An 8,592-nucleotide genomic window follows, 5' to 3' on the forward strand; every position below is an offset into this window, starting at 1 on the left:
CGCGATTACTTCCTCAGCGCCGCCGAGGCCAAGGAGTACGGCCTGATCGATCGGGTGATCGCCCACCCAAGCGAGGCCTGAAGGGCGCCTGCGTAAGCTCAGCCTCTGCCCTGTCCAGAACCGACGCCTCGATGGCCAAGCTCTACTACGACACCGACGCCGACCTCTCCCTGCTTGCTTGCAAAACGGTGGCCATCATTGGCTACGGCAGCCAGGGCCATGCCCACGCGCTGAACCTCAAGGACAGCGGCGTCAACGTGGTCGTTGGGCTCTACGAAGGCAGCCGCTCGGCAGAAAAAGCCAAGGCCGATGGCCTGGAAGTACTGAGCGTCGCCGACGCCTGCGCCAAGGCCGACTGGATCATGGTGCTGCTGCCCGATGAATTCCAGAAGGCCGTCTACGACAAGGAAATTGCACCGCACCTCAGCGCCGGCAAGGTGCTGAGCTTCGCCCACGGCTTCAACATCCGCTTCGAGCTGATCAAGCCGCCCGCCGATGTGGACGTGGTGATGATTGCCCCCAAGGGCCCCGGCCACACCGTGCGCTGGGAATACCAGAACGGCATGGGCGTGCCGGCTCTATTCGCCATCGAGCAGGACGCCAGCGGCCACGCCCGTGAGCTGGCCATGGCCTACGCCAAGGGCATCGGCGGCACCAGAGCCGGCATCCTCGAAACCAACTTCAAAGAGGAGACCGAAACCGACCTCTTCGGTGAGCAGGCCGTGCTGTGCGGCGGCCTCTCCGAGCTGGTTAAGGCCGGCTTCGAAACCCTGGTGGAGGCTGGCTATCAGCCCGAGCTGGCCTACTTCGAGTGCCTGCACGAGGTGAAGCTGATCGTCGATCTGATGGTTAAGGGCGGCCTCACGGCCATGCGCGATTCGATCTCCAATACCGCCGAGTACGGCGACTACGTGAGCGGCCCGCGCCTGGTCACCGCCGACACCAAAGCGGAGATGAAGCGCATCCTCACCGACATCCAAGACGGCACCTTCGCCCGCAACTTCGTGGCCGAGTGTGACGCCGGCAAGCCGGAGATGACCAAAATCCGCGAGCGCGATGCGGCCCATCCGATTGAGCAGGTGGGCAAGGGCCTGCGCTCAATGTTCAGCTGGCTGAAAACGGCCTGATCCAGCCCCTGCTCAGCAATCAACTGTTCAGCAACCCGCTGCTGCTGGTTGTCCTCGCCTGCGCCCTCGATCGCCTAATGGGGGACCCGCGCTGGTGTCCCCATCCGGTGGTGGTCATGGGCTGGTGGATCACCGTGCTGCGCCGCGGCGCTGAAGCCTGGGCGGGCAACAGAGCCTGGAAGCTGCGGCTGGCGGGCGGCTTGATCACGCTGGTGCTAGTGGGCTGCAGCGTCTTGGCGGGCTGGGGAATGGAGCGGCTGGCTCCTACGCCGCTGCTGGTGGTGGCCCTGGCAAGCGCTCTTGCCGGCCGCAGCCTCGAGCAAGCGGTGGGTGGGGTACTGAAAGCTCTGCCTAATTCCGTACAGGCTGTACAGAAACAGACAGAACAAAACCAGATAGAACAAAACCAGACAGACCACTCTGGCGACAACCCAACCCAGGCAGCCCTTCAGCCAGCCCGCCGGGCCCTTGCCTGGATAGTGGGCCGCGACACGGCCGATCTCGACGCCCCGGAAATCCTGCGGGCCCTGGCCGAAACGGCCAGCGAGAACGGCGTGGACGGTCTGTTTGCGCCACTGTTTTGGATGCTGCTGGGGGCTGGGCTCTGGAGCCTCAACCCCTCATGGCCCGGCCCCCTGGCCCTGGCCTGGGGCTTCAAAGCAGCGAGCACCCTGGATTCAATGCTGGGCTACCGCCGCGGGCGCCTGCGCTGGCTGGGCACGGCGGGAGCCCGCCTCGATGACCTACTGGTTTGGCTGCCCTGCCGGTTGGTGGCGGTGAGCCTGCCGCTGGCGGCTGGCCAGCCAGGCCGCAGCCTTGGGGTACTGGCAGCGGCCCGGCGCAATGGCGCCGCCGACCCCTCACCAAATGCGGGTCTATCCCAAGCCGCCTACGCCCACGTCGCCGGGGTGCAGCTGGGGGGCAGCAATAGCTATGGCGGCCAAATGCATCGCAAGCCCCTGCTTGCCGCTGGGCTGCCAGCGCCGGATCAGGCGGCGGTATTGCTAATGCTGCAACTAAATCGGCGGCTTGAGCTGATATGGCTCACCGCAGCCGCTGCAGTGGCGTTCATCACGAAAACTCTCAGCTGATTGCCCCTGCCCCAGCCCCTGACGAAGCTGCAAGCAGATCATGGAGAACATGGCAATTCGCGAGCTGCTCGAAGATGCCCTCAAGGAGCCGAACATCGGGCTAACCCCTTGCTTTAGCTGGCACGCCACACCTGTAGGGATTGCAGCCCTGTGGCAGGCCGGGGCAGCGCCAACAGCTCCTCCCTATGAAGATGCCCTCAAGGAAGGTCTGCAGGTAGGGCTCGATCTAAGTCGCGAAGAGCGGGAGTTTCACCAGCTCAATTCAGGGCTGGTATTGCTGTTTCACAGCTAGGCCTGCTGGCGGAAACACCAGCGCCCATTGATGCAGCGTCCAACTGACGCATCCCTGAACGATCAGCGGATCTGTTCGAACAAGGGCCTCCGCTTCTTCCCAACTGGCTGCCGTAAACAGCAACATGCCGCCAGCCCCATCGCCACTGCGGCCGACCCGATCGGCCCAATAACCACTGCGGGGCTCATGGCCCTTGCGTTCTAGTTCTGCCAGCCAGGCCAGATGGGCTGGAATCACGGCGTCGAATTGGGGCTTAGAAACCAGACCCAGCTCCAACTTCACAAAGGTGGGGCGCATCTTTTAAACCTCTTTGGCGGTGCGTTGCCGGCGGCACCTTTCTGAGCAGTAGCGCACCTCATCCCAAACATCCCTCCACTTGCGCCGCCACTGAAAGGGCCGCTCACAAACGGGGCAGATTTTGGTGGGACGGTTCTCGTGGTGGGGCATCTCCAGGGGCTCGACGCAGATCAGGGATGGAAATTTAGGCAACCGAAACCAAATCCAGATCAGGGAAACGACAAAAAGCGACCTAACCGTAGTAGGATTGTGAAGATTTCATAAGACGGCCATGTTGTTAAGCATTTTTGGTTTCTTATTTGCGGCCCTTTCATTTGTTCAAGTCCCCCAATGGGACAACGACTGGACCAAATGCTCGGTGGCAGTTCCAGACACCGCTTGCCATTGGTATGTGGTCAACCCTGACAACACATTTGGCAAAGGATTCAGCTGGATCACCGCTCCTGAATACGACGTAACTGCATTAAGGGACATCGGCATCCAACACGAGGTAACCGTGGCGCAGGGCTTCCAAACGACTGTAGAACTTATGAATGCATCAACCGAAGTCAAGTACGGCGACAACTACTAAAGTCAGGTTTCGGACCAGAACCAGAATTGGCAAGGAGATAACTTCATCGAGAAAAGCATCCTAGGATCAGCATAAATTTTGTTATACGCAAATATCAACCTCTAATACTCACACCGCTAATGCTAAGAAAAAGTAGAAAAATATATTTGCTCCAAGTCGCATAGTATTCAAACTCTCCAAATCCACTGCAGCGCAGCGAATTTCGTCTGCTACTTAATTTCTTAAGACCATGGGATGTGCTGAAATCCCATTTTGACGGCTTATGGGGTTATGGTTTGCAGACATTAAATCAGTCGTCCTTGCATCAGGGTGGCCTCAACACCCTGCCATGGACTCTTCAATTCTGTTTGCCTTAAACTGGAATTCGCTCGGCGAGCTAGCAACCGAAGATCTTGAGTATGTGCTCAACTCAATGGCCCATGCCATGGATTCAGGCAAAGAAGAGTTTTGTTCGCTTTACAGCAAAGTGAACGTCCGTGCTTGACTCGCAAAATCAATTCCGATTAGCTATTGGCCCCTGAACAAGTGGGTGGGCAACATGCAACGTCTAAAATTACAAGGATCTTACTTTTGACGCCTTAAGCAATTCGCAAGGTTCTCCTTGGCGATTGCCAGTGCCTCCTTACAGGTCTCCTTATCGTCCTTATCAATATCGCCCTGCTCGCCACGAAGACGTTGTTCTAGAAAATCAATTTCCTCCTGCCAGTGCTCGGCGCCCATATCAAAGACAGGCAGCTCCACATCATTGGCATCGTCGTCGACCAAAGAGAAATCGTCGTCCCTCATCTTAAGTAGTGATGGAATTCAACCCAAGGATGCCGCAGGAAGCAGGAAAAGGAAATCCCCTGTAAACCCACAGACCAGCTACTGCTGCGATCACCAACTCAATTCAACAACTGGCACTCGAAAACCTGCCAAAAATGCCAAAGAAGCAGGGTTCGCTCACAAAATCCCTAGCGCTTTCGACTCCGCCAGGGACATGCTTCCCGTCGCTCATCACGACTCACTTACGCTTTTAGGCGTTTACACTCGCTGCATGGAATATCGGCGCCTCCTGGACTGAACACCACTGTGGTTGATTTAAACCAAAAAATAATACGTCAGGCGCCAAACTTGAGAACCACTTCGACAACTAAAAGCCCCACTAGGGCGACAAAGACAAGAAGGGAGGGCGAACCAGAGAAATCCATACCGACTCCGCTGAATTCATCCTTCCTAAAGCAAATTCATAAGAGCGCCGTAGCGATATATACAGCGGAAACCAGTTGAACATTCCGCAGGCTTCTCCTCCCTTGACCTGGCAACCCTCCATGCCCTGCCACACTACAACCACACGATCCAGCGGTTATGAACGAACAGCCAGGCTCTCCAAAGCAGTTCGGCAGTCGCCTTGGCGAGGAGACGGTTGAAGAGCATAGGGAACTACTTACCAAAATTGGTAGCGATAGCATCCTAAAAGCACCTGCAATCAAAGGAAGCATATACTTCTATATCAATATTTGCGGCGATGGCACTCAAAGCAAAGAGGAATTAATTGACGACCCAACTGCACTAAATGCTGCGATTGAGCATATTGCAATTGAGATAAAATACGAAAACAAGCATCACCGATGGGTCTCCCAGCTACCCCAGGCATTAAAAATATTGGAATTTGCAGCAGAACACTTAAGCCTAAATAACAATATTACGCCTGACAATATTAGCATTAATGCTGAACTCAAATGGCGGGACGAGAAAGATTTTGAAAACATCATTCATCTTACGCAAAGCAAAGGCAATGCCGAATGGCAGGTGTCACGATTTGCCTGATAGAGCCATAGCCTGCTTGGCTATAGGCAAGCAACGATTGTTAAAACGACCATCCCGGTGCTCCAAAGCAGTTCGGCATCCGTGTCAGTGAGGAAACAATGAAACTGGTCTCTGCATAAGCGGAGAGAGTGGGATTCGATTTGAAAACAACATGGGTTGCTCTGGAATGGATTAGGAGAAAAAAGACAGCAATCTCATCTTGAGATCTCACAAAACATCTCACAAAACCAGACGAGATTCACTGAACCTGAGTGGGATGCCATGGGGCAAAGATTCGTGTAACTCAACAGAAGGTTACGATTCCGACTTCGGTGCTGTTGTAACCTGAGATTCCACCTGAGGAATCAGACCCTGATGAATGGGGCAGGTGGCACAGGAACGGCAGCAGGCATCGCACAAGAGCAGATACGCAGGCGGCAATCGCCTTGATCCGATAGGGAGACTGGATTTACGATTAATTGATGGACCACCGGCGCCAAGGACTGCTCAAAGGTCTGCTTGCTGCAGTGACCTTTGGTCTGAGCGCCCCACTGGTCAGCACCTTGATCTCAGCAGGATCGCCGCTTGCCCTGGCGGGACTGCTCTATGGGGGATCTGCACTGGCACTGCTGACGGCAATGGCAGTGCGGGGGCAAAGCACTCAAGAGAGTTCGGTCAAGCGCCAGGACCTGGGGATGCTGGCTTTGCTGACCCTGCTTGGCGGCATTGCTGCTCCCATCTGCCTGGTCAGCGGGTTGGCACTCCTATCAGCGGGTTCTGCGTCCTTGCTGCTGAACCTGGAAGCGGTGTTCACGATGGGGATTGCTGTCCTGATTGGCAGGGAACACCTGAGCGGCAAAGGCACTGCGGCAGCGGCACTAATCATTGCTGGGGCATTGGTCATCGGGAGCGGCACCGCTTCAGGAACGACCCTTCATGGAGCGGTATTTATCGCCCTGGCGTGTCTTGGATGGGGCATAGACAACAACATCAGTCAGCGCCTGAGCATCAGAGACCCGATGCAGATCGCTTTACTGAAATCGGTTGGAGCATCAGTGCCGATGATGCTGCTGGCAGGACTAACAGGGGCAAGGTTCCCAACCCCCATGGAGGTCGTGGTGCTCCTGGCGATTGGCGGAATCGGATATGGACTTTCGATCTGGTTGGATCTGCTGGCGCTGCGGGAGTTGGGCGCTGCCAGGGAATCAGTGATTTTTGCGACGGCACCATTTGTTGGAGCAGGGTTTGCTGTCCTTGCCCTCAAAGAAGCACTCAGCGCCAACATGATTGCCTCTTTCGTCTTGATGGTGGTTGGAGTTGTACTGCTGCTCAATGAAGACCATGCACATTGGCATCGCCATGACGAGGTGTGGCATGAACACAAACACCTCCATAACCCTGGCGACCAGGACCAGCACCATGCCCACCAGCATCCCAATGACGAAGCGAACGGGGTGCGAACAGATGGTCCCTACTGGCACTCTCATCCGCATCGGCACGAACCTATTGCCCATGCCCATCCGCATGTCAGCGATGGGCACCACCGTCACCAGCACTAAGGGAGTGGTGTGACCGTCAACCCGACAAAACTCCAAAACCTCCGTGGGCAGACCCTGCTGTTCCGTTGCTTGGAAACGGGATTCGTGACCACTGTCGGTCTTTGCAATTGGCGCCGGAGCGGGTCTGGCAGAAGAATCAGCAGGCGGCGTGATGATTGAGAGAGGACGCTGGCGAACAACCAAGGACAAAAGGAGACAGGTTTAGTTTTGCAAAATGCGGTATTCCTCCAGCGAAGACTCGGCTATCACTCAGCAAACACAGGTCATGAACTTGAAGAGTCACTTTGCAACTGTTGCCGCCATCGCAGTTCTGGGCGGTTATGCAGCAACGGCACTCCCAAACGCCAATGCACAGCTTTCCCCCAATTGCGAAAGAAATGGCAAGCGTGACTACTGCGCGATCACTCCTATTGCAGGCGCCACAACTGAAAAGCAATCCTTTGATATGATTACTTTCGCAGATCACTCGGTCTACGAAATAACAAGAAATCTTGAGTCCTGCAAAAAGATCTCAGAAAAGGTGCAAACCTGTAATGCAAAAATCATCACGCCGCCTGGAAACGCTAAAACGATACCCGCCTTCTACAGAGGGACTTTCTACGAGGGTGGAGTCAAGCACGAATATGTCGGGAAAGGTATTCATTTGACTTATTTCTTCCTTGACTGAAGACATACGAGTGGGTTCCGAATTACGCCGAGCAAAAATTTTTGCACTGTGCCTTGGGTTGCTGGTGATGGGTGGTTGCGGGATTAAGGCAAACCAGTCAGGATCCAGTGCCTGCAGCAATGGAGGCAACTCCTGCGCCGCTGCCCAGGCGCCACCAGGAATGCGCCAAGCCCTCAAAGGTCACAGGATCGTCAGGGCGCAGTGGGTGGAGAAGACCAACAAGGAATCGGGCGCACCAGACATCGGAATGAAGGCGGAGTGGGAACCCATCACAGAGAGGCGCTGACAGCAGATCAAAAGGATTGAACCCCAAAATGTGCGGATATTTTTGGTTTTAGGTGGATCCACCTGGACCACCTACTCCCCAAAACTCCAGATACAACAAAGGGTCTGGACGAATCAGACCCTTTGAAAACTCTTGAGAAGCGGAGAGGGTGGCCGTGTGTAGCGGACGGGATCGACTGCTATGGGACGGCTTGAGACGATGGGTGCCCCCATCTGTACCGTCTTTTATACCGTCATTCACGGTCTGTGATGGATGGACGGAATTCGAGGGCCGTGGGACCTGCTTGAGACCCGGATCAGAGGGTTCAGGGGAGATGGCTGAGCCGGCGCTGGTTGGGGCTGAGAGCTGATCCGCAGCCAGACTGACGAGCACCATCGCTGGATTGACCCATGCGGCGTGATCACGCGACAGGAAGGGGCTGAGGAGAACCCTTTCATGGGCGACCGATTGATCATCTCTGACAACCGTGAGGACCCGGGCAACCCGCTGGTGCTTGACGGTGAGGCCATTGACGCAGCGGCACGGGACCCACTGGCGATCGGGAAGCTGATGGTGGATCAGGTCTGGGCAGAGGGAACCGACCCCACCGGTGGAGGCCTGTACTACGAGCGCAACAGCAACCAGCACCGCCGGCTGCAGGTCTTTGAAACAGGCAGCGAGGACTTCATGACCGGCGGCTGGGTGCGGGTGCTGGCTACCGCCGAACAGGTCCGCAAGGAGCGTCCTGGCATGGAGCGTGCTGCCAAGGCGGGACTGGTCACGATCCATGGCACCCACCGGGGCGTGCTGCTGGTGGAGTTCCTGGACGTTCCCTGGGGCTGAGCAACCGCCGCAGGGCTCCGGTCGGCAGCGGCCGTCCTTCAGCGTGCCACGGCTACGCCGTGGCGTGCATCGGCCAGCCGCCGCCGCCCACC

General features: G+C 56.4%; 13 protein-coding genes. 10 read left to right on the top strand and 3 right to left on the bottom strand.

Annotation, left to right across the window (positions count from 1 at the left end):
* The 4 genes from KBY74_RS12210 to KBY74_RS12225 all read left to right on the top strand — a co-directional run.
* Positions 1 to 81: ATP-dependent Clp protease proteolytic subunit (locus KBY74_RS12210; RefSeq protein ID WP_254942936.1), on the top strand; the 81-nt coding region annotated here is incomplete at its 5' end.
* A gap of 29 nt (positions 82 to 110) precedes the next feature.
* Complete coding sequence (ilvC, locus tag KBY74_RS12215) at positions 111 to 1,127, top strand: ketol-acid reductoisomerase (RefSeq protein ID WP_254942937.1); 1,017 nt, start codon at positions 111 to 113, stop codon at positions 1,125 to 1,127.
* Positions 1,127 to 2,218, top strand: coding sequence for a CobD/CbiB family cobalamin biosynthesis protein (locus KBY74_RS12220; RefSeq protein WP_396123188.1), 1,092 nt, complete (start codon positions 1,127 to 1,129; stop codon positions 2,216 to 2,218). The genes ilvC and KBY74_RS12220 overlap by 1 nt, the downstream gene beginning before the upstream one ends.
* A gap of 49 nt (positions 2,219 to 2,267) precedes the next feature.
* The gene (locus KBY74_RS12225; RefSeq protein WP_106501675.1) at positions 2,268 to 2,510 is read left to right on the top strand and encodes a hypothetical protein; all 243 of its coding nucleotides are present in this window, start codon (positions 2,268 to 2,270) and stop codon (positions 2,508 to 2,510) included.
* On the opposite strand, the gene KBY74_RS12230 is transcribed toward KBY74_RS12225, so the two are convergent.
* Both KBY74_RS12230 and KBY74_RS12235 read right to left on the bottom strand, forming a co-directional pair.
* Positions 2,481 to 2,807, bottom strand: coding sequence for a YciI family protein (locus KBY74_RS12230; RefSeq protein WP_254942931.1), 327 nt, complete (start codon positions 2,805 to 2,807; stop codon positions 2,481 to 2,483). The genes KBY74_RS12225 and KBY74_RS12230 overlap by 30 nt on opposite strands.
* A gap of 3 nt (positions 2,808 to 2,810) precedes the next feature.
* Positions 2,811 to 2,957 carry a DUF2256 domain-containing protein gene (locus KBY74_RS12235; RefSeq protein WP_106501674.1) on the bottom strand — a complete coding sequence of 49 codons (147 nt, stop codon included), beginning with the start codon at positions 2,955 to 2,957 and terminating at the stop codon, positions 2,811 to 2,813.
* Between the two features lie 121 nt (positions 2,958 to 3,078).
* On the opposite strand from KBY74_RS12235, the gene KBY74_RS12240 reads away from it, so the two are divergent.
* A complete protein-coding gene (locus KBY74_RS12240) occupies positions 3,079 to 3,378 on the top strand; it encodes a hypothetical protein (protein ID WP_254935879.1) in 300 nt (99 codons plus the stop codon).
* A 328-nt stretch (positions 3,379 to 3,706) separates the two neighbouring features.
* On the top strand, positions 3,707 to 3,862 hold the full coding sequence (locus tag KBY74_RS12245) for a hypothetical protein (protein ID WP_161956093.1): 156 nt from the start codon (positions 3,707 to 3,709) through the stop codon (positions 3,860 to 3,862).
* A gap of 80 nt (positions 3,863 to 3,942) precedes the next feature.
* On the opposite strand, the gene KBY74_RS12250 is transcribed toward KBY74_RS12245, so the two are convergent.
* Positions 3,943 to 4,164, bottom strand: coding sequence for a hypothetical protein (locus KBY74_RS12250; protein ID WP_106501395.1), 222 nt, complete (start codon positions 4,162 to 4,164; stop codon positions 3,943 to 3,945).
* A 561-nt stretch (positions 4,165 to 4,725) separates the two neighbouring features.
* On the opposite strand from KBY74_RS12250, the gene KBY74_RS12255 reads away from it, so the two are divergent.
* From KBY74_RS12255 to KBY74_RS12270, 4 genes are all read left to right on the top strand, one after another.
* Positions 4,726 to 5,187: a hypothetical protein gene (locus tag KBY74_RS12255; RefSeq protein WP_254942932.1), complete on the top strand. Its 462-nt coding sequence runs from the start codon at positions 4,726 to 4,728 to the stop codon at positions 5,185 to 5,187.
* Positions 5,188 to 5,648: 461 nt separating this feature from the next.
* Entirely contained in the window at positions 5,649 to 6,725 is a 1,077-nt protein-coding gene (locus tag KBY74_RS12260; RefSeq protein WP_254942933.1) for a DMT family transporter, read from the top strand.
* A gap of 265 nt (positions 6,726 to 6,990) precedes the next feature.
* Positions 6,991 to 7,392 (top strand): hypothetical protein, encoded by a 402-nt coding sequence (locus KBY74_RS12265; protein WP_254942934.1) that lies wholly within the window; start codon positions 6,991 to 6,993, stop codon positions 7,390 to 7,392.
* Between the two features lie 721 nt (positions 7,393 to 8,113).
* Complete coding sequence (locus tag KBY74_RS12270; protein ID WP_254942935.1) at positions 8,114 to 8,500, top strand: hypothetical protein; 387 nt, start codon at positions 8,114 to 8,116, stop codon at positions 8,498 to 8,500.
* Positions 8,501 to 8,592: the final 92 nt, after the last annotated feature.

Source organism: Cyanobium sp. A1C-AMD (genome assembly GCF_024346495.1).
Lineage (GTDB): Bacteria > Cyanobacteriota > Cyanobacteriia > PCC-6307 > Cyanobiaceae > Cyanobium_A > Cyanobium_A usitatum.